Source organism: Dellaglioa sp. CoH-55-MRSF-8 (genome assembly GCF_056782195.1).
In genome coordinates, this window is the sequence record NZ_JBXAYH010000007.1 from 1 (window position 1) to 21,469 (window position 21,469).

Below are 21,469 nucleotides of genomic sequence, written 5' to 3' on the forward strand. Positions count from 1 at the left end.
GAACACAGAAGTTAAGCTTCTTAGCGCCAAGAGTAGTTGGGGGTCGCCCCCTGCGAGGGTAGGACGTTGCCATGCTATTAAAAATAAAACAATAAAATTTTACGACCGTTGCTGAATATAAAAAAAGGTGTTGTCACAAAGTGACAACACCTTTTTTTATAGTTTTATTTCTCATTACAAAGGAAACACGGTTCCTAAAATCACTAAATCCGTAGGCATTACGTTTAATAATTTTCAATTTATTGTTAGTCCCTTCCTTCAAGTAGGCTATTAGAATAAGGATAGTTAATAGCGTTTTTCACATAGTCTTCATGTTAAATTAAAATGAGTAAACAATTTTTTTAAAAAATTGAATTCAAGTTTTATTAAATGCATGCATAAGTGCATTGTAAATGTGAAATTGATCGTAAACAACTATGGCGTTCGGGAATAACAAAGTTCTCGTAAACTTGGGATACGTATAGTTTATATAAGTAACGATTACTTTAACGTTTTCGCGTGCTTCTAAAATGAACCGGATAAAATACTTAGTCACTTGATAGATTGTTCTAGCAAAAATAGCAGATACTATAGAGCATTTTTTGTTACACTATTACTTAATAATGGATATAAAATTTTTCACATATTAGAAAGACGTTAAATGATAAAACAAGTAGTAAATGATGAGATATAAGTAAAAATTTGATTTGACTATTGATATATATACATTGTATAATGTGTAATGCATTAAAATACATATACTAGATTTATATCGGAGGAAGTCCATGAAAAATAAAGATACGGCCTTTTTTGGTCATCCTAGAGGATTATCAACACTATTTTTTACAGAAATGTGGGAGCGATTCAGTTATTACGGAATGCGAGCAATTCTTTTATACTATATGATTTCAGAAGTGGATGGGCTTGGTTATAATCAAGCTACAGCCATGTCAATTATGTCCATTTATGGATCATTAATTTATTTATCAGGTGTCATTGGAGGTTTCGTTAGTGATCGCCTTTGGGGTAGTAGAAAAACAGTGTTTATTGGTGGAATACTAATAATGCTAGGACATATTGTTCTTGCAACACCCTTTAAATCAGTTGCTTTATTCATATCTATCGCGTTAATCGTATTGGGAACAGGGTTGTTAAAACCTAATGTTTCTGAAATGGTTGGTGGATTATACAATAGTAAGGATCCAAGACGTGATTCTGGTTTCAGTATCTTTGTATCTGGGATTAATATTGGTGCTTTGATTGCACCGTTGCTAGTTGGATGGGTTGGTCAAGAATATAATTACCACGTTGGATTCTCATTAGCAGCTATTGGGATGTTTTTCGGCTTAGTTCAATATTACTTTGACGGAAGAAAATATTTAACAAAAGATAGTTTATATCCTAATGACCCTATTCAACCTAACGAATTATCAACTATTCTTAAAAAATCTTCAATCGGTGTTATAGCTTTAGCTTTAATTTTAGTTATCATGTTCCTATTTAAATCATTAAATATTACGAATGTCATTCTTTTAATCACAATTCTTGCAGTTATCATCCCTGTCTATTACTTTACAATGATGTTAACAAGTAAGAAAACAACAAAAATTGAACGATCAAGACTTACAGCGTATATTCCGTTATTTATTGCCAGTATCTTATTCTGGTCAATTGAAGAACAAGGTTCAGTTGTTTTAGCAATGTTTGCGTCAACTAGAACGCAGTTAAGTGCTTTTGGGTTCACTTTCCCAGCTAGTTTCTTTCAAAGTATGAATCCGTTATTCATATTAATCTATGTTCCAATATTTGCTTGGTTATGGGTTAAATTAGGATCGAAACAACCTAGTTCTCCAGCTAAATTTTCAATTGGTCTAGTATTTGCTGGAGCATCTTTCCTTTGGATGATGCTCCCTGGTGTTCTTTTTGGAACAGATACTAAAGTTGGCCCATTATGGTTAGTTGCAAGTTGGATGATGGTTATGCTTGGTGAAGTTTTGGTTTCTCCAGTTGGCTTATCAATTACTACTAAACTTGCACCAAAAAGTTTTCAATCTCAAATGATGAGTGTTTGGTTCTTGAGTGATGCTGTTGCTCAAGCATTGAATTCACAAATTGTTCGGTTATACACACCCGCTACTGAATCAATGTACTTTGCTGTAGTTGGTGGAATTACTGTTGCCTTTGGTATTATGTTGAGTTTCTTTATTCCAAGAATTCATAAATTAATGGAAGGCGTTAATTAAATAGATTTTTAATGAAAGATATGTTAATTTTAATTAACATATCTTTTTTTGGAGGGAAACATGACAATTATTGCAACTAGTAGTGATAATCACTTTGATATTAATAAAGTTGATGTGGATATAATTATTGATGAACAAGTAAATTATCTATTAGCGAAAAATATTGAGTATTATCTTATTACAGGAGATTTATTTAATGATTTTAATAAAACGATTGATTATATTATTAGACTGAAAAGAAAGTTAAATAATAAAATTGTTGTCTTATTTATTGCAGGTAACCATGACATGGTTAAAAATATAACATTTGATGAGCTAGAAAGTGTAGTGAATGATTCTTATCTCCATAATCAATATTTGGATATCTCCGGCACTGAATGGCGTATTATAGGTAATAATGGATGGTACGATTACAGTTACTCAAAACAGCTAAAACGGTCTGATAAAGAAATGCTACATTGGAAAACAAACTATTGGATCGATCGTAAAATTGTTCAACCAATGCCAGATGTCGAGAGATTTAAATTAAGTTTAAGACAAACTGAAAAATTATTGAGTGATGCGAAACAATTAAATAAAAAAATAATATTTATGACTCATTTTGTACCTAATGAATTGTATATTAAAATTAATAATGATAATCGTTTCTGGAACGTTGCAAACGGCATGTTAGGTAGTCAAAAGATGGGAGATCTGTTAGAATACTATAAAGTAGAAAAAGTTTTATTTGGGCACCTCCATATCAAACATGATCCTATTCAAATTAATGAAACGACGTATTATACGAAGCCAGTGGGATATGGGCGGAAAAAATATAACGAATGGACGAAAAATACGTTCTTCGATGAGTGGAAATTTACGTTACAAATAATTAATTTAAAATAATTGAAAAAAAAGCTTGATTTTTAATCCATTTATTTGTATGATAGTTAAGTCGGATAAAGCTGATATGGAAGAGTAGCGAAGAGGCTAAACGCGGCGGACTGTAAATCCGCTCCTTCGGGTTCGGTGGTTCGAATCCACTCTCTTCCACCATTATTTTATAATATTGGGTTATAGCCAAGCGGTAAGGCAACAGGTTTTGATCCTGTCATGCGATGGTTCGAATCCATCTAACCCAACTAGCTAAAAGCAGATACTTAGGTATCTGCTTTTTTGTTTTATTTGTTATTTTATTTTTTTTTGCGGTATGATGGAGATAGTAATTAAATATAATAATTGAAATGAGGAAACTATGAAAATTGGATTTATTGGAGCTGGTAATATGGCTCGAGCAATTATTGAAGGTTTAGTAGAAGCAGAATTTATCGCGCCAAAAGAAATTTTGGTACACAGTGCAAGAGAGTCCAGCTATGTACCTTATGCTGAAGCTAATGGCTTTACAGCGTTAGGTAGCAATGCTCAGGTGGTTAGTGAGGCTGACGTTGTTTTTCTTGCTGTTAAACCAATTGTCTTAGGTATGGTTTTAGCAGAAATTAAAGAGTCAGTGAAGGAATACAAACCTATGCTAATTTCTATTGTATCAGGTGTTTCAATCTCTGAAATTGAATTAGAATTAGATAATCATTCAGTTGGTATTTTAAGAACAATGCCAAATGTTAACGCAACGGTTTCCGAAAGTATGACTGCGTTAGTCGGTAATGATATTTTGACAGATAAACAAATGAAACAAGGTACTGATTTATTTGATACTATTGGTGAAACGATGGAGATTGCTGAACGCGATTTTAGCACGTTTGTTGCTCTTGCTGGTAGCTCACCAGCATTTATTTACTTATTTATTGATACGCTTGCACGTGCAGGCGTTAAATATGGCTTACCAAAAGATAAAGCAACTAAGATTGCTGCTCAAGCTGTACTAGGCAGTGCAAAAAAGGTCTTAGCTACTGATGAAGTGCCATGGAAATTAATTGATGAGGTTTCATCTCCGGGTGGCACAACTATTGCTGGATTGCTTGCAATGGAAGAGGCTGGATTTATGAATTCTATTATTAAAGCAGTTGATGCAACTGTGGCTAAAGACAAAAACTAAATTTGATATGACCTTGTTTTTTTGGTCTATACCGATTATACTAAGTTTATAAATTGAAGGGATGGCGGATAAGATGAGTATTGTTTTAAAACATGCAGTTATCTACACGGGTTCAGAAAAAATTGAAGATGCATATATTCGATTTGATAAACAAATTAGTGCAATGGGGCCAATGAGCGAATACAAAGCTTTAGCCTCTGATGAGGTTAGAGATGTAGAAGGGAAAATTATTGTTCCTGGATTTATTGACGTTCACAGCCATGGTGGATATAGTTTTGATGCTATGGATGGTGATTCTAAACAAATTAATGAAATGGTTACCGATATGATTCACGAAGGTGTTACGACTTATTTCGCAACGACAATGACCCAATCACATGAAAATATTGCTAATGCTATGGTTGGTATCAAAAAAGCCGCTGAAGTGAACCCTGTTATTCAAGGAATTCATCTTGAAGGACCATTTATTTCTCCTGTTTTTAAAGGCGCACAGCCTGAAAAATATATTGAGGCACCTGATACAAAGTTATTTGATAAATGGAATGAATTATCAGGACATATGATCAAATTAGTGACTTATGCACCGGAACATAAAACGTCACCTGAATTTGAAGAGTATTGTATCAAGAATGGTATCGTACCTTCAGTGGGCCATAGTAACGCTACTCGCGAAGAAATGAAACATTCTCGAGCAAGTCATGTCACTCATTTATACAATGCACAACGCGAATTTAAGCATCGTGAACCAGGTGTAACTGGACATGCATTTTTAGAGGATAATATTTATACAGAAATTATTGCTGATGGTTTTCATATTGTGCCAGATATGATTAAACTAGCCTATGATTTAAAAGGACCTAAACGTATTGAATTAATTACTGACTCGATGCGTGCTAAAGGAATGCCTGAAGGCTTAAGCGAACTTGGCGGGCAAAAAGTTATTGTTAAAGACAAACAAGCAAGATTAGAATCTGGTAATTTAGCAGGCTCTGTTTTACAATATCAAGATGCATTTAAAAATATTATGAAATTTACTGGTTGTGGTATCGAAGAAGCTGTATTGATGAGTTCTGTCAATCAAGCTAGGGAATTCAATTTAACATCAAAAGGTGCTATTGAAATCGGAAAAGATGCTGATATGAACTTATTTGATGCTAACATGCAACTAGAAAGCACATATAGCTTTGGACGTAAATTTTAATAAAAGGTTAGGAAGGTAATTGTTAATGGGATCTCCCATATATATTCAAATTCATAATGAAATGAAAAAAACAATTGAATCTGGTGAATGGGAAGTTGGCAATCGTATTCCGGCTGAACGTGAACTTGCTGTTGTATTTGGTGTCAGCAGAATGACGCTTAGACAGGCAATTCAAACCTTGGTAGATGAAGGTATTCTAGAACGTCATGTTGGTGATGGAACCTACGTTGCTCGTAAGAAGGTTCAAGAAAAGATGTCAGGTGTGACTAGTTTTACTGACCTAATGGCTGAACAGGGAAAAGTGGCTTCAAGTAAGACGATCACTTATCATGTTACAACGCCTTCATTAAGTGAAATTGAAAAGTTACAATTGATCGATGGCGAACTAGTCTTACGAATGGAACGAATTCGTTATGCTGATGGTTTACCGATTTGTTTTGAAGTTGCTACGGTTCCTAATAAATTAGTTGAGGGTTATAGTAAAACTGAAATTACGAGCTCTTTATATCGAACATTGGAAGAAAAAGCCAATTTAACATTGGGAGGGGCACAACAGACAGTGTCTGCTATGTCAGCTGCTGAAAGCATAGCGGATTATCTATCAATCAAGCGTGGTGAAGCGATTTTGAGGCTTCGTCAAGTTAGCTTTTTGAAAAATGGTGAACCTTTTGAATATGTTCGGACACAATATGTAGGGAATCGCTTTGAATTTTATCTAGAAAAATAAAGTTTAAGAAATTATTAATTGCTCTCTTTCAACCATATCAATGGATGAGATAGAGTAATTTTTTTTTTGAGAAATCTGTTCGATTGACATCAATTTGAGATAACGCTATATTATTTAAGAGCAAAAAATAAATTATCTGAAGGGGTTTTAAGATATGTATTTATTAGTTAATATTTTCGGTGTTGCCATTTTTATTTTAGTTGCATTTGCGTTTTCCAAGAAAAAGAGAGAAGTCAATTGGAAATCAATCGCAATTATGGTCGTTATTAATTTATTTTTAGCTTGGTTCTTAACAAAATTCTCATTAGGACGTGATCTTGTAGAAGGCGCGGCTAATGGGTTTAATTGGCTAATGCAGGCCGCATATCAAGGTATTCAATTTATGGTACCCGCTATGCCTAAAGTAACTGATATGGGATTTTTCATGAGTGTTCTATTACCAGTTATTATGATTGTGCCATTGTTTGATATTTTAACGTACATTGGCGTTCTTCCATTTATTATTAAGTGGATTGGCCGTGGGTTATCAAAAATTACAGGCCAACCAAAATTTGAATCATTTTTCTCAGTAGAAATGATGTTTTTGGGAAATACTGAAGCATTAGCTGTTTCAAGCCTTCAGTTGAAACTAATGAAATCAGAACGGAACTTAACTTTGGCAATGATGTCAATGAGCTGTGTGACGGCTTCAATCATTGGTGCTTATACAACAATGATGCCAGGTCAATATATCTTAACAGCTGTTCCAATTAATATTATTAATGCTATTATTATAACAAGTATTTTAAATCCAGTTGAAGTAACAGAAGAAGAAGATACTATTGCTGAAATGACAGGTAGTAACTCAAATGATTTAGAAACTTCTGAATCAGATAATAAAAGAGAACCCTTTTTCGCTTTCTTGGGTGATTCAATTTTGGGTGCTGGTAAGTTAGTCTTGATTATTGCAGCAAATGTTATTGCTTTCGTTGCTTTAGCAGCCTTGATTGATAATATTCTTGGATTAGTTAATCCAAATTTATCACTTGAAAATATTTTAGGTATTATTATGTTCCCATTTGCTTGGTTAATGGGATTCAATCCTTCAGATGCTTTCGAATTAGCACGTTACATGGGTACAAAATTAGTAACAAATGAATTTGTTGTTATGGGACAAGTATCAAGTACGATTAACTCATTTGCACCTCATTACAAAGCTGTTTTAACTGTTTTTGTTACATCGTTTGCAAACTTTTCAACAATTGGAATGATTATTGGTTGTTTCAAAGGAATTGTGGATAAAGAAAAAAATGATGTTATCGCAAGAAACGTTGGTTACATGCTATTATCTGGTATTCTAGTTTCATTATTATCAGCGGGTATGGTTGGCGTTTTCGTTTGGTAATATAACAATATGTAAAAAAGAACTAAGAAATTTTTAATTTCTTAGTTCTTTTTTTTATGTCCTCTAAATTTTTCTTTGTATATTAGTAATAAGTAACGTGGAATAGCTAGCATTCGAATAAAACGAGTCGGTTCTTGGAATAAACGATAAAGCCACTCAATATGATGATTTTGCCAAAATTGTGGCGCACGATTCACAGTACCCGCTAGAACGTCGAAACTACCACCAACACCCATCCAGATACTATCAGACACTTGGCGATTACGCTGAATAAATTCCTCCTGATTTGGAAAACCTGTTGCAACAAAAACAAAATCAGGCTGAGATATTTTAATGTTACTTACAATATCCTGATCATTTTTGAAATAACCATTATGAAATCCGACTAAATTAATGTTTGGATAATCAGACTTAATCGTTTTGGCAACTTTTTGGATGACCGTTTCGGCTGCACCAACTAGGTATATTGATTTTTGATGACTATTAGCCCATTTAAGCAGGCTCATTAAAGTATCATAGCCAGTGATTCGTTCGGGCATTGGAGTCCCTAAAATTGCTGCGCCTTTGATAATACCAATACCATCTGGTGTAACGTAGTCAGCTTGGTTAAGAATCTTTTTATAATCTGGGTGTTGTCGTGCAAATAGAACAATTTCTGGGTTGGCTGTCACGATAAATCGATTTAGATGAGCTATCGAATCAGTCGCTATCTGAGTTAAAAAAGCGTCATTAGTTGTATTAATAAATTCGATATCTAATATTTTTGTTTTTTTAAATTTATTTGGCATAATATGTCCTCACTTTTTAAACTTTGTCTCATTATAACAGAAGATAAATTTAAAATAAGTATTGAATATGACGGATTACGGAAAAAATGGTAAAATGTAGATTATAATTTGTGTGCTGGAAAAAATTCTAGTAGTGCATTCATTTTAAAGGAGAAACATCATGGTAAAAAATTACCCAGATGATAGCTATACGTTACATACGGACGTTTATCAGATTAATATGATCCAAACTTACTGGGAAAAAAATATTCATAATCAAAATGCTGTATTTGAAGTTTTCTTCAGAAATTTACCATTTTCTAATGGCTATGCGATTTTTGCAGGCTTAGAACGAGCTATTAATTATATTCAAAATTTAAAATTTTCAGAGACAGACATTGCGTATTTAAGAGAAGTGGCAGGATATCCAGATGATTTTCTTGCCTATTTAAAAGATTTTCATTTTCGTGGCACAATCAGGTCAGCTGTTGAAGGGGAAGTTGTTTTTAACGGCGAACCCATTGTCCAAATAGAAGGTCCTTTAGCAGACTGTCAATTAGTAGAAACGGCATTACTTAACATCATTAATTATCAAACATTGATTGCAACAAAATCAGCTCGTATCAAAGCTGTAGCCGGAGATGATGGTGTGTTAGAATTTGGTACAAGACGAGCACAAGAATTTGATGCAGCTATTTGGGGAACACGTGCAGCTTATATTGGTGGATTTGATGCAACTAGTAATGTCCGAGCAGGTAAAATATTTGGTATTCCTATCAGTGGAACGCATGCGCATTCATTAGTTCAAGCATACAGAGATGACTATGATGCTTTTATGGCTTACGGAACAACGCATCGTGATTGTGTCTTTTTAGTTGATACATACGATACGTTAAAAAGTGGTGTGCCAAGTGCAATTAAAGTTGCTAAAGAGTTAGGTGATAAGATTAATTTTGCCGGCGTACGAATTGATAGTGGGGATATGGCTTACATTTCGAAACGCGTTCGTGAACAATTAGATGAAGCTGGATTTACAGAAGCTAAAATTTATGCCTCAAATGACTTAGATGAAAAAACAATTACTAATTTAAAAATGCAAGGAGCTAAAATTGACGTCTGGGGCGTTGGAACTAAACTAATAACTGCCTATGATCAACCCGCCTTAGGTGCAGTTTATAAATTAGTAGCCATTGAAGGTGGCGATGGTAAAATGGTTGATACAATTAAACTCAGTAATAATGCAGAAAAAGTATCAACACCAGGTAAGAAACAAGTATGGCGTATTACTAATAAAGTTGATGGTAAAACTGAAGGAGATTACATTGCACTATCGGATGAGGAACCTCAGAAACAAGACTCACTTTATATGTTCCATCAGCAGTATACCTATATTAATAAGTTGGTAACTAACTATAATGCACGACCAATTTTACAAGATATATTTGTTGAAGGTGAACTGGTTTATAATCAGCCAGAATTGGATGCTATTAGAGAGTATTCAAGAATTCAGTTAGATGGGTTATGGGAAGAATATAAACGTGAATTAAATCCACAAGATTACCCTGTCGATTTATCACAAAAAGCTTATGATAATAAGATGGCTATCATCCAAAAAATTAGAAATAATATGAATAATATTAAATAAGGGGTGTTAATCTTGACTGACTTACAAAAGAAAATTATTGAAACTTTGAAAGTGAAATCAAGTGTAAATATTGCAGAAGAAATTCGTATGAGTATTGATTTTATGAAAGCTTATTTATTGAAACATCCATTTTTAAAATCTTTAGTTTTAGGAATTTCTGGTGGACAAGATTCAACACTTGCTGGGTATTTAGCACAACAGGCTATTCGTGAGTTACGTGAAGAAACCGGTGATAGCAATTATCAATTTATTGCAGTTCGACTACCATACGGCAATCAATCCGATGAATCTGATGCATTAGATGCTATAAAATTTATGCAGGCAGATCAAGTGGTTCGTGTAGACATTAAAGGTGCTACCGATGAAATGGTAATAAGCTTAATGGCAAACAATCTTGAAATTTCTGATTTTAATAAAGGTAATATCAAAGCTCGTCAGCGCATGATTGCTCAATATGGGATTGCCGGGGCAAAGTCAGGTGCGGTTGTGGGAACTGACCATGCTGCAGAAGCAATTACTGGATTTTATACTAAATATGGTGACGGAGGTGCTGATATTACACCACTTTGGCGTTTGAATAAGCGCCAAGGTAGAGAGATGTTAGCTTCGTTAAATGCGCCGGAACATCTGTATTTAAAAGTACCAACAGCCGATTTGGAAGAAGACCGTCCAGCGCTACCTGATGAAGTTGCCTTAGGAGTTACTTACGATAATATTGATGATTATCTTGAAGGAAAGGTAGTTTCAAAAGAAATTAGTGATAAAATTGAAAATTGGTATTTAAAGACAGAACACAAACGACATCTGCCAATTACTGTTTATGATTCTTTTTGGAAGTAAATAGTTGCGTAAGCTGTTTCATTTCAGTTATAATTAAAGAAATCATAGGGGAGTAACTGGCGGTTATCCGCGGCAATGTCACCAACAAGAAAGTTCTTTTTCTGGTATTGCCTTAAATAGTGAGACTTATGTATGTTTAAAGTTCTGCAACATACATAGGTCTTTTTTTGTATTTTGTGAAACTATTATAAGGAGGATTACTATGACAAAAAGGATTTACGCACAATCAGTTGACGAAGTTTTAGCAGGCCAAAAGACAGATTTGGCAGGGTTAACAACCCAAGAGGTTAAAGAAAGAACAGACAAGTATGGATTGAATCAGTTGTCAGAAGGTAAACGTAAAACAATATTACAAAAATTCTTTGATCAGTTTAAAGATTTCATGATAATCGTTTTAATTGTGGCTGCGTTAATTGCGGCATCATCAGGTGAAGTTGTGGACGCAATTATCATCATGTTAGTTGTTGTTTTAAACGCTGTATTCGGTGTTTTTCAAGAATCTAAGGCTGAAGAGGCAATTAATGCGTTAAAAGAAATGTCGACACCTAACGCAAATGTAAAACGAAATGGGCAAATTGAAACTGTAAAAAGTGAAAATTTAGTACCTGGAGATATTGTTTTACTTGAAGCAGGGGATGTTATTCCAGCAGATTTACGTTTAACACAGATTGCTTCTCTTAAAATTGAAGAATCTGCTTTAACTGGTGAATCAGTACCTGTTGATAAAAGTTTAAATTTATTAAATGATGAAGATGCTGGTATTGGCGATCGCCATAATATGGCGTTTATGAATAGTAATGTAACTTATGGGCGTGGTGAAGGAATCGTTGTTGGAACAGGGATGAACACTGAAGTTGGACGTATTGCAGGAATGCTCAATTCTGCCGATGAAATGAAAACACCACTACAAGATAATCTTAACCAATTAGGTAAAACATTAACTATTTTAATATTAATTATTGCTGTTATTGTTTTCTTCGTTGGTCTACAAAATGGAGATAATAGTGTCATTGATATGTTGTTAATTGCGATTTCATTAGCTGTAGCTGCAATTCCAGAAGGATTACCAGCTATTGTTACAATTATTTTAGCACTTGGAACACAAAAGATGGCAAAAAGAAATGCGATTGTTAGAAAATTACCAGCAGTTGAAACACTTGGTAGTACTGACATTATTGCATCAGATAAGACGGGTACATTAACGTTAAATCAAATGACTGTTGAAAAAATATTTATAAATAATGAGTTATTAGATGCCGATAAGGTGGAAACAAATTTAGAAAGTCCACTATACCAGGTGATGTCTTTCAGTAATGACACAAAACAAACATCTGAGGGCAATTTAATTGGTGACCCAACAGAGACGGCTCTAATTCAATATCATTTAGATCATGGATTAGATGTGGATGCATTATTAAGCAGTGAACCTCGAGTTGCTGAAGTTCCATTTGATTCAGAACGTAAATTGATGTCAACAATTCAAAAAAATGAGGATAAATCTTTTTTTGTTGCTGTTAAGGGTGCTCCCGATCAACTATTAAAACGGGTAACACGTTATATTGAAAATGGCGAAATTAAACCGATAACTGATGCACAGCTAGATTATATTATGACTAATAATCATGATATGGCAACGCAAGCATTACGCGTGTTAGCATTCGCGTATCGTGAAATGCCTGCAATTCCAGCGGTATTAGATTCAGAAACTGTGGAAAATGATTTGATTTTTGCTGGATTAGTTGGAATGATTGATCCAGAGCGACCAGAAGCTGCTGCTGCAGTTAGCGAAGCTAAGAAAGCCGGGATCCGTCCTTTGATGATTACAGGCGATCATCGCGATACTGCCGAAGCTATTGCAGTTCGATTAGGAATTGTTGAAGCTGGACAACATGAAGCAATTATTTCTGGTTCTGAATTAGATGATTTATCAGACTCAGAATTTGAAAATAAGGTTGAACAATATTCTGTATATGCAAGGGTATCGCCTGAACATAAAGTGCGAATTGTTAAAGCATGGCAGAAAAAGAATCAAGTGGTTGCTATGACTGGTGATGGTGTGAACGATGCGCCAGCTTTGAAATCGGCTGATATTGGAATTGGGATGGGTATTACAGGAACTGAAGTATCTAAAGGTGCTTCAGATATGGTTCTCGCTGATGATAATTTTGCGACAATTGTTTTTGCTGTTAAGGAAGGACGAAAAGTCTTTTCTAATATTCAAAAATCAATTCAATATTTACTTTCTGCAAACTTAGGTGAAGTATTAACCTTGTTTGTTATGACAATGATGGGTTGGAGTATTTTGGCACCAGTCCATATTTTGTGGATTAACTTGGTAACAGATACATTTCCCGCAATTGCACTTGGTGTAGAACCTGCTGAAAAAGGATTGATGGATCAAAAACCACGTGGACGTAAATCAAACTTCTTCTCTGGTGGTGTGATGCCAAGTATTATTTATCAAGGTATCTTAGAAGGGGCTATAACATTATTTGTTTATTGGTTGGCTTTAACGTATCCTGTTCATATGGGTGATAAATTAATTCATGCAGATGCTTTAACAATGGCTTTTGCAACATTAGGATTAATTCAGTTATTCCATGCATTCAATGTTAAATCAATCCATGGGTCAATCTTCAACCGTAATATCTTTAAAAATGTGACGTTTAATTGGTCAATTTTGGCATCATTTGCGTTGCTCGCAGCAACTATTTTAATCCCCGGATTAAATAAAATGTTCCATGTTAGCCATTTAGATATGTATCAATGGGGTATTGTTTTAGCGGGATCATTCTCAATTATTGTGATTGTTGAAATTGTGAAGCTTGGCCAACGATTATTCAGAAAAAATAAATAAAAGGAAGTTTATATCTTGAAAAAAAGAGTTAATGTAAATTATTATATCAATGCGTTAAATGATGTTGCGCAAGCAACTGAAGAAATGGGTAATTCTTTAAATGATCATTACGAAGTAATGGAAAAAGCCATTACTGCAGGTGACTTTTCTATTGTTTCAGATGATGAATTCACAACTACTAAAGAAAAATTTGTTGAAGGTACAGCAAGTTACCAAGAAAATTTAAGCAAATTAGATGATTTACAAGTACCCATTCCTGTTTTGGGAAAACATAAAAAATTAATTAGTGGTTATCGTACTTTTGTTGAAGGTTGCGATGAGATGACAAGTAGTATTAATGTTGAGAAACATCTTGTCGAGGTTGATGCATTTAAAGCTTCAGAAGAAAAACAAGATAAAGGAATGACGCAAACAACTGATATGATGCAACGTATCATGCAACAAATTTTAGGTTAAATTTAATTAAAGAGATTGATATTAGGAATGGTTGTACTGACGCCTATTATTAGTCTCTTTTTTATGAACAAAAAATATTCGAATTGAGGTCGTTATCATGGAAAAAAACATTATGCCGTTAGTATTAAAAGAGCTAAATCAGTATCGAGAAAAACAAATTAACGCAGTTTTAGGGATGCTTGATGAAGGAAATACTGTTCCATTTATTGCACGATATCGAAAAGAAAGAACAGATAGTTTAGACGAAGTTCAAATTCGTGAAATTGAGACAACTTATAAACATGTTGAGAGTTTAGAAAAACGTAAAGCAGAAGTTATCCACATAATTGAAGAACAAGGTAATTTAACAGAAGCTTTAAAAAATAAAATTAGTTTAGCAAAAAAATTGCAACAGATTGAAGATTATTATTTACCTTTTAAACAAAAACGTCGTACTAAGGCCACTATTGCCAAAGAGGCTGGATTAGAACCATTTGCCAAATGGTTGTTGACATTCCCCCAAACAGCAGCTGAAATTAATCAGAAAGCAAGCACATTTATTAATGTTGATGCTGAAATTTTAACTGAAGAAGACGTTTTTGCTGGGGTACATGAAATTTTAGCTGAAGCATTTGGTGAAAGTGCCGAATATCGTGAGTGGATTCGTAAAGTAACTCAAAAAGATAGTTTGTTTGAAGCAAAAGTTAAAGCTGAAGAAAAAGACGAAAAAGGTATTTATCGTGATTACTATGAGTTTAGTGAATCTTTAAAATCAGTCGTTCCGCATCGTGTACTGGCAATTAATCGTGGTGAAAAAGAGGGAATCTTAAAAGCTTCCGTTGTTGTACCAGAACAAGCAATTATGACATTTATGCATTTTAGAATTATTGGGAAAAATAGTGGTGACGCTGTACCAATCATTGAAAATGCGTATCAAGATAGTTATAAACGCTTTATTAAACCATCAATTGAGCGTGAAATTCGTAAAGGTATGACAGAGGTTGCTGAAGAACAAGCTATTAATGTGTTTGGGGATAACTTATACCATTTACTTATGCAAGCACCATTAAAAGGGAAAGTTGTTTTAGGTTTTGATCCAGCCTATCGAACAGGCTGTAAGTTAGCCATCGTGGATGGTACAGGTAAATTCTTAGACAAATTGGTAATTTATCCACATAAACCTGCAAATGGTGAAAAACGTGCCGCAGCTGCTGGACAATTTAAACAGTTCCTTGAAAAATACCAAGTTGAAATGATTGCAATTGGAAATGGAACAGCAAGTCGAGAATCTGAACAATTTGTTTCAGATATTTTAAAAGAAATCGAACGGCCAATTTTTTATGTCATTGTAAATGAGGCTGGGGCATCGGTTTATTCAGCTAGTCAAGCAGCTCGTGATGAATTCCCAGAACTTCACGTTGAAGAACGCTCTGCTATTAGTATCGGCCGTAGATTGCAAGATCCTTTGGCTGAATTAATTAAGATTGATCCTAAATCTGTTGGAGTCGGTCAGTATCAACATGATGTTGCTGAAAAAAAATTGGATGCACAGTTAGATGTCGTGATTGAAGATGCTGTGAATAAAGTTGGGGTTAATTTAAATACAGCTAGTTCAGAGCTATTAACAAAAATTTCTGGATTAAATTTAACAATTGCTAAAAATGTTGTTACTTATCGTGACGAAAATGGTAAATTTACGAAGCGTCAACAACTTAAGAAAGTACCACGCTTAGGACCAAAAGCTTATGAACAAGCAATTGGATTTTTACGTATTGTTTCTGGGGATAACATTTTAGATAATACTGATATTCATCCTGAAAGTTATCCACTAACAAAGATTTTGTTGAAAGAATTGGGGATAAAAATAACTAATTTGGGTAAAACTGAGACAAATGACCAATTAGCACAGACAAATGCTGAAAATTTGGCACAAGTTGTGGGTAGTGGTGTGGAAACAGTAGCAGATATTCTAGCTAGTTTACAAAAACCAGGCCGTGATTTACGTGACGATATGCCGGCACCGTTACTACGACACGATGTGTTAACAATTGAGGACTTAGAACCCGGCATGTCATTACAAGGAACCGTTCGGAACGTAATTGATTTTGGTGCGTTTGTAGATATTGGTGTTAAACAAGATGGACTTGTCCACATTTCACAATTAACAGATAAGTTCGTTAAGAAACCAAGTGAAGTGGTTGCGGTTGGGGACATAGTTACAGTGTGGGTAATGGAAGTTGATTTGAAACGTAATCGCGTTCAGTTAACAATGAAACGACCAACGGATAAATAAGATGACTGATTTTGAATTAACAGCTTTAGTTCAAAACTTATCCACAACTTTTTTTAAGCAGCCATTTATCCACAAAGCAACATTTAATAAAAGACTACGAACGACGGGTGGACGGTATCGATTAAATGACCATAATATTGAAATTAATCCTAAAATGCTGACGGAACATGGTGAGGATATTTTAATAGGTGTTATCAAGCATGAATTATGTCATTATCATCTGCATATTGCTAAAAAGGGTTATCAACATCGTGATCATGATTTCAAACAGCTACTGACAATTGTAGGTGGTAGCCGGTTTGCCCCTCTTGGTCCAAAACAGGCTAAAAAGAAAAGAGTTATTCACTATCAATGCTCTAATTGTGGACAACAGTATCAACGACAAAGAAAAATTAACCTGTCACGCTACGTTTGCTCGAAGTGTCGAAGTAAGTTAATTTTAATGGAATACTAATTTATTTTAAATGGGACTTGTAACAAGGAACAATTTTTGCTACAATTATGATTGTTCTTGCGAGTATGGCGGAATTGGCAGACGCGTCAGACTAAGGATCTGGTGGGATAATATCCCGTGATGGTTCGAATCCATTTACTCGCATAATAGTTTTACTTAAAAGCACTCGACCTTGTTACTATGGGGTTTAGTGCTTTTTTTAATGAAAGATTGCCATACTGGCGTATTATGAAATTAAAGAATTATTAAGCGTTAATTATTTTGGTGTCTTAATTTTGCGATTATTGATAAAATAGAATGAATTAAACTTAACGACTGGGAGAATGGGTAAATTGAATAATTATGTCAAAATAAAAAATATGGCACATTTTGTGCCGGAACGAATTGTGACAAATAATGAATTAGCTAAATTTATGCCAACCTCGGATGAATGGATAGTGGCGCATACTGGGATTAAAACACGACACTATGCAATTGATGAAAATACATCAGATTTGAGTACAAAAGTAGCAAATGAACTTTTACTTAAATCTGGGTATGAAGCCACAGATATTGATTTAATTATTATTTCCACAATTTCGCCAGACGCCTTAACACCATCGACAGCTGCGATTGTTCAAGGAAATATTGGCGCAATGAACGCCTTTGCTTTCGATATTAGCGCTGCTTGTGCGGGATTTATATTTGCTATGAGTACCGCAGAAAAGTTTTTACGTACAGGGCAATACAAACGGGCAATTGTGATTAGTGCAGAAGTTAACTCAAAAATGATGGATTTTAAGGATCGAACAAGCGCTGTATTTTTTGGAGACGGTGCAGGTGGTGCTCTTCTTGAAGCCTCAAATAATTCAGCGGATGAAAGCTTTATTGCTGAAAAAATAGAAACAAATGGGCAAAAAAAGGATGTTATTCATAGTGGACGTATTGAACCATTAAGTGATGTTAATGAAGATAATTATCCAACAATAGATGCATTTTTCCAAGAGGGACGAGATGTGTTTGAATTTGCTACAACAGTTGTGCCTAATCAGATGAAACAATTACTTAAAGATAATAAGTTAAAAACAAGTGATATTGATTTGGTTGTTTGCCATCAAGCAAATTTAAGAATTATTGAAACAATTGCTGATGAGTTAGGGATGCCAATTGAAAAATTTGCAACAAGTGTTATTCATCACGGAAATACATCTTCAGCCGGGATTCCAATGGCCCTAAATGAAGCAATTCAACAAGGGTTTACGGGTGGTACAGTTTTATTAACTGGATTTGGAGCTGGCTTAGCATATGGAAGTTTACTAATAAAAATTTAAGGTGTGTGCAAATTAATGAAATTTAATGAAATTAATCAATTATTAGATAAAATTGCGACAATGCCATTTTCTCATGTTGAAATTGAAGATGGTGACTTTAAAGTAGTTGTAGATCAAGAAAAAACAGCCGAAAAAATAAAAGTAGCAACAAATATACAAGAAGATGATAGTGACACCATTTTTATCGTTAAAAGCCCACTTGTTGGGTTAGTTCATTTTGATAAAATGGGAACAATTGGGACTAAAATTATTAAAAAGCAGGTTATTGCTCAAATTGAAAGTATGAAATTATACAATGATATCCAATCGCCAGTGACAGGTATCGTACTTGAACAACTAGTAGATGATGGTGAATTAGTCGAATTTGATCAAGAGTTACTTAAAATTAGAATAGATGGATAGGTGAGTCATTTGTTTCGAAAAATTTTAATAGCGAATCGTGGAGAAGTGGCTGAACGAATTATTCGCGCTTGCCAAAAATTAAATATACAAACGGTCGCTATTTATTCAACAGTGGATGCACAAAGTCGATTTGTTGAACTTGCTGATGAAAAAATTTGCATTGGGCCAGCCTTAGCAAAAGATTCTTATTTAAATCGAGAGAGTATATTGATGGCAGCATTAAGTTTAAATGTTGATGCAATTCATCCAGGATACGGGTTTCTATCAGAAGATGCGCATTTTGCACAAATGTGTATGGAATGTGGTATTACTTTTATTGGTCCGGAAGCGGAATTAATCCAGCAACTAGCAGATAAAGATAAATCTCGTTTGTTAGCAATTGAGAAAGGGGTACCCGTTATTCCTGGATCTGATTTAATTACTTCTAACGAAGAATTGATTGAGCAAGCAAATAAAATTGGATTCCCACTATTAATTAAAGCTTCACATGGCGGAGGCGGCAAGGGTATCAGAGCAGTTGAAAGGAAATCTGATTTGTTATCTGGCGCTGAGATTGTTCAGCAAGAAGCAAAGGCTTCTTTTGCTGAGGGAAGTTTTTATCTTGAAAAAAAATTGATAAACGCGCGGCATATAGAAGTGCAAATTATCGGTGATGGGCACCATGTTCAAGTGTTAGGAAATCGGGATTGTAGCTTGCAAAATCACCGACAAAAAGTGATTGAAGAAAGCCCATCAGTTGTCTTAACTAGTGAGCAACAAAGCCAACTCTACTATTTTACGCGTCAGTTAATCAAAAATTTACATTACGTTGGATTAGGAACTGTAGAATTTTTATTTGCGAATAATCAATTTTATTTTTTAGAAATGAATACACGATTGCAAGTCGAACATGGTGTTACTGAAGAAACTGTTAAAATGGATGTTGTTCAACAACAGTTGTTAGTTGCTGAAGGTAAAGAAGTATTGAATAATGATGTAGAAATGAATGGACATGCAATCGAATGTCGATTATCCTTAATTCCAAGTGTGAAAACTAAAATTACATGTTTTGATTTTCCTAAAGATATTCGAATTGAAACGGGTTATGGTGTCGGTGACACCATCTCTGCTTTCTATGACGGACTATTAGCAAAAATTATTTGTCATGCTGAAACGAGAGAATTAGCTATTTTAAAAATGCAAAAATCACTTGAATCAATTTATATTTCAGGAATTGAAACTAATTTAACGCAATTAAAAATAATTATAAAATCACAAGAATTTATTGAAAATACCATTTCAATTGATAGCAAAATTTAAAGGCGGTGGCGGTAATGAGTCATTATCCAAAGACAAATCAATGGCAAAAGTGCCGAAATTGTGGGACGCATTTACATGAAAGTGAATGGGCACCTTATTTTATTTGTCCTAAATGCCAAACTTATAAACGCTTGACTGCTATGGAGAGAATTGCTATTTTAACAGATGAAAACGGTTTTGAGGTAATAAATGTAGCAAATAAAACAGAAAATAAAGCACAATTTCCAGGTTACTCAGAAAAACTGGAACGTGCTAAGCGTTCAACGACATCTGATGAAGCCGTTATTGTCGGTGAAGGTAGCATTGATCAACAACCATTGATTTTAGCAGTAATGGATAGTTTTTTTATGATGGGATCATTGAATACGACGGCAGGGACTAGAATTAAGTTAGGGATGCAAGTCGCATTAGATAAACGACTGCCATTTGTAATCGTTACTGCTTCTGGTGGTGCAAGAATGCAAGAGGGAATTTATTCGTTATTACAAATGAATTCGATTCTTTACATGAAACAAAAACTAGATAATGCAGGGTTATTAGTCATGTCCCTATTGACGGATCCAACAATGGGTGGTGTCAGTGCTAGCTTTGCACTAAATAACGATATTGTATTAGCTGAAAAACAAGCTAAAATTGGCTTTGCTGGTGAAAGAGTGATTAAACAGACGACAAATGAAAAGCTACCTGCTAATTTTCAAACAGCAGAAGGTTTATATGAAAATGGATTTGTTGATCAGGTTATTGATCGGAAAAACATAAAACAGATTCTTAGTCAGCTACTACTATTACACGTGTGAGGGGATATTAAAAATGGACTCAGATTTTTTAAAAAAAGTTCGATCGAATGATAGATTAAGTGCTAAATTTATTATTTCTAGTCTATTTGATGTGTTTTTCGAAAATCATGGTGATCGAGTTGGCGAAGAGGATGCTTCCATTATTGGTGGGATTGGACTTTTTCATAAGTGCCCAGTGACAGTTATTGGCATTAATCGGGGCGTAAATTTAGAAGAACGTTTAGCCTATAATTTTGGTGCCGTGAAGCCAAGTGGGTATCGAAAAGCAATGCGATTACTAAATGAAGCTGAAAAATTTAAGCGACCTGTTGTAACGCTAATTAATATGCCCGGCGCAGATGCCAGCGTTAAATCAGAACAAACAGGACAGAGCTATATTATTTCTGAAATGATTTTAAAAATGGGTGCATTACAAGTGCCGAATATTGCCATTTTTTTAGGTGAAGGTCAAAGCGGTGGTGCACTGGCTTTAGCAAATGCAAATGCTATTATGATGGTTGAAAATAGCTTATTTTCAGTAGCATCTCCAGAAGCCGTTAGTGCTATTTTGAAGAAAACTAATCCAAATGAGATTGAAACAAGTTTGCCAATGACGGCTACTGAGTTATTTAATATTGGATTGATTGATGTGGTATTGCCAGAAACTAATCAGGCAGCAACAATAAGTCTAATGGACAGTAGTCTAAATGAATTGCTGAAGAACCTAGCGACTAAATCATCTAATGAACTTATTGAACAAAGAGAAATGAAATACCAAAAGTTTTTAGAAAATTGGTAAAAAAGAAACGGACCTCAAATTTTAAT

20 protein-coding genes and 3 tRNA genes are annotated in these 21,469 nt (G+C 34.4%); 20 read left to right on the forward strand and 3 right to left on the reverse strand.

The window, feature by feature from the left end:
• Positions 1-133 precede the first annotated feature (133 nt).
• Positions 134-262: a transposase gene (locus tag AC1RPW_RS06725; protein WP_481761864.1), complete on the reverse strand. Its 129-nt coding sequence runs from the start codon at positions 260-262 to the stop codon at positions 134-136.
• Positions 263-355: 93 nt separating this feature from the next.
• Positions 356-571, reverse strand: a complete 216-nt coding sequence (locus AC1RPW_RS06730) for a transposase (protein WP_481761913.1) — start codon at positions 569-571, stop codon at positions 356-358.
• Between the two features lie 193 nt (positions 572-764).
• Between AC1RPW_RS06730 and AC1RPW_RS06735 the strand changes: the two genes are divergently transcribed.
• The 8 genes from AC1RPW_RS06735 (at position 765) to AC1RPW_RS06770 (ending at position 7,566) form a co-directional block, all read left to right on the forward strand.
• Positions 765-2,222, forward strand: coding sequence for a peptide MFS transporter (locus tag AC1RPW_RS06735; protein WP_481761865.1), 1,458 nt, complete (start codon positions 765-767; stop codon positions 2,220-2,222).
• Positions 2,223-2,282: 60 nt separating this feature from the next.
• Entirely contained in the window at positions 2,283-3,107 is an 825-nt protein-coding gene (locus AC1RPW_RS06740; protein ID WP_481761866.1) for a metallophosphoesterase, read from the forward strand.
• Positions 3,108-3,173: 66 nt separating this feature from the next.
• Positions 3,174-3,257: transfer RNA gene (locus AC1RPW_RS06745), tRNA-Tyr, on the forward strand.
• Positions 3,258-3,271: 14 nt separating this feature from the next.
• A tRNA-Gln gene (locus AC1RPW_RS06750) sits at positions 3,272-3,343 on the forward strand.
• A 113-nt stretch (positions 3,344-3,456) separates the two neighbouring features.
• Positions 3,457-4,254, forward strand: a complete 798-nt coding sequence (gene proC / locus AC1RPW_RS06755; RefSeq protein ID WP_481761867.1) for a pyrroline-5-carboxylate reductase — start codon at positions 3,457-3,459, stop codon at positions 4,252-4,254.
• Between the two features lie 73 nt (positions 4,255-4,327).
• Entirely contained in the window at positions 4,328-5,455 is a 1,128-nt protein-coding gene (nagA, locus tag AC1RPW_RS06760; protein WP_481761914.1) for an N-acetylglucosamine-6-phosphate deacetylase, read from the forward strand.
• Between the two features lie 25 nt (positions 5,456-5,480).
• Positions 5,481-6,182 carry a GntR family transcriptional regulator gene (locus tag AC1RPW_RS06765; RefSeq protein ID WP_481761868.1) on the forward strand — a complete coding sequence of 234 codons (702 nt, stop codon included), beginning with the start codon at positions 5,481-5,483 and terminating at the stop codon, positions 6,180-6,182.
• 154 nt (positions 6,183-6,336) lie between these two features.
• A complete protein-coding gene (locus AC1RPW_RS06770) occupies positions 6,337-7,566 on the forward strand; it encodes a NupC/NupG family nucleoside CNT transporter (RefSeq protein ID WP_481761869.1) in 1,230 nt (409 codons plus the stop codon).
• 41 nt (positions 7,567-7,607) lie between these two features.
• Here the strand turns inward: AC1RPW_RS06770 and AC1RPW_RS06775 are convergent, their stop codons facing one another.
• Positions 7,608-8,354 carry a WecB/TagA/CpsF family glycosyltransferase gene (locus AC1RPW_RS06775; protein ID WP_481761870.1) on the reverse strand — a complete coding sequence of 249 codons (747 nt, stop codon included), beginning with the start codon at positions 8,352-8,354 and terminating at the stop codon, positions 7,608-7,610.
• 160 nt (positions 8,355-8,514) lie between these two features.
• Here AC1RPW_RS06775 and AC1RPW_RS06780 point away from each other — a divergent pair, with 160 nt between their 5' ends.
• The 12 genes from AC1RPW_RS06780 (at position 8,515) to accA (ending at position 21,443) form a co-directional block, all read left to right on the forward strand.
• Positions 8,515-9,978, forward strand: a complete 1,464-nt coding sequence (locus AC1RPW_RS06780; RefSeq protein ID WP_481761871.1) for a nicotinate phosphoribosyltransferase — start codon at positions 8,515-8,517, stop codon at positions 9,976-9,978.
• Positions 9,979-9,990: 12 nt separating this feature from the next.
• Entirely contained in the window at positions 9,991-10,818 is an 828-nt protein-coding gene (gene nadE, locus AC1RPW_RS06785) for an ammonia-dependent NAD(+) synthetase (protein WP_481761872.1), read from the forward strand.
• 202 nt (positions 10,819-11,020) lie between these two features.
• Positions 11,021-13,675: a cation-translocating P-type ATPase gene (locus AC1RPW_RS06790; protein WP_481761873.1), complete on the forward strand. Its 2,655-nt coding sequence runs from the start codon at positions 11,021-11,023 to the stop codon at positions 13,673-13,675.
• Positions 13,676-13,690: 15 nt separating this feature from the next.
• A complete protein-coding gene (locus tag AC1RPW_RS06795; RefSeq protein ID WP_481761874.1) occupies positions 13,691-14,131 on the forward strand; it encodes a hypothetical protein in 441 nt (146 codons plus the stop codon).
• 97 nt (positions 14,132-14,228) lie between these two features.
• On the forward strand, positions 14,229-16,403 hold the full coding sequence (locus tag AC1RPW_RS06800; RefSeq protein WP_481761875.1) for a Tex family protein: 2,175 nt from the start codon (positions 14,229-14,231) through the stop codon (positions 16,401-16,403).
• 1 nt (position 16,404) lies between these two features.
• The gene (locus tag AC1RPW_RS06805; protein WP_481761876.1) at positions 16,405-16,857 is read left to right on the forward strand and encodes a SprT family protein; all 453 of its coding nucleotides are present in this window, start codon (positions 16,405-16,407) and stop codon (positions 16,855-16,857) included.
• 59 nt (positions 16,858-16,916) lie between these two features.
• Positions 16,917-17,001 (forward strand) — tRNA-Leu (locus tag AC1RPW_RS06810).
• A 179-nt stretch (positions 17,002-17,180) separates the two neighbouring features.
• Positions 17,181-18,167 carry a beta-ketoacyl-ACP synthase III gene (locus AC1RPW_RS06815; protein ID WP_481761877.1) on the forward strand — a complete coding sequence of 329 codons (987 nt, stop codon included), beginning with the start codon at positions 17,181-17,183 and terminating at the stop codon, positions 18,165-18,167.
• 15 nt (positions 18,168-18,182) lie between these two features.
• Complete coding sequence (locus tag AC1RPW_RS06820) at positions 18,183-18,569, forward strand: acetyl-CoA carboxylase biotin carboxyl carrier protein (RefSeq protein WP_481761878.1); 387 nt, start codon at positions 18,183-18,185, stop codon at positions 18,567-18,569.
• Between the two features lie 9 nt (positions 18,570-18,578).
• A complete protein-coding gene (locus tag AC1RPW_RS06825) occupies positions 18,579-19,868 on the forward strand; it encodes an acetyl-CoA carboxylase biotin carboxylase subunit (protein WP_481761879.1) in 1,290 nt (429 codons plus the stop codon).
• 14 nt (positions 19,869-19,882) lie between these two features.
• Complete coding sequence (locus tag AC1RPW_RS06830) at positions 19,883-20,665, forward strand: acetyl-CoA carboxylase carboxyltransferase subunit beta (protein ID WP_481761880.1); 783 nt, start codon at positions 19,883-19,885, stop codon at positions 20,663-20,665.
• Positions 20,666-20,678: 13 nt separating this feature from the next.
• Positions 20,679-21,443 (forward strand): carboxyltransferase subunit alpha, encoded by a 765-nt coding sequence (accA, locus tag AC1RPW_RS06835; protein ID WP_481761881.1) that lies wholly within the window; start codon positions 20,679-20,681, stop codon positions 21,441-21,443.
• Positions 21,444-21,469 lie beyond the last annotated feature (26 nt).